At 40.9% G+C, this 286-nt stretch carries 1 pseudogene; it reads left to right on the forward strand.

The features are described from left to right. Positions 1–286, forward strand: a pseudogene (locus FLQ44_RS17795) (molybdopterin-dependent oxidoreductase); the annotation flags it as partial.

Consider the following 286-nt stretch of genomic DNA (forward strand, 5'->3'; position numbering starts at 1 on the left):
CAAAAAAAATTACAGTTATTTTTTGAAAAATTTGCACACACAGAAAAAGTGATGACGCTTTTTTCAATGGGCGTTAATCAATCCTCTCGAGGTGTGGACAAAGCCAATAGCATCATCAATTGTCATCTGTTGACTGGAAAAATTGGAAAGTTAGGTGCAGCGCCATTTTCGATGACGGGGCAACCAAATGCCATGGGTGGACGTGAGGTGGGGGGACTTGCCAATATGTTGGCAGCACATTTGGATTTGGAGAATCCTCTTCATCAACAATTGGTACAAACATTTT

The organism is Vogesella mureinivorans, assembly GCF_007644035.1.
GTDB classification, from domain to species: Bacteria; Pseudomonadota; Gammaproteobacteria; order Burkholderiales; family Chromobacteriaceae; genus Vogesella; species Vogesella mureinivorans.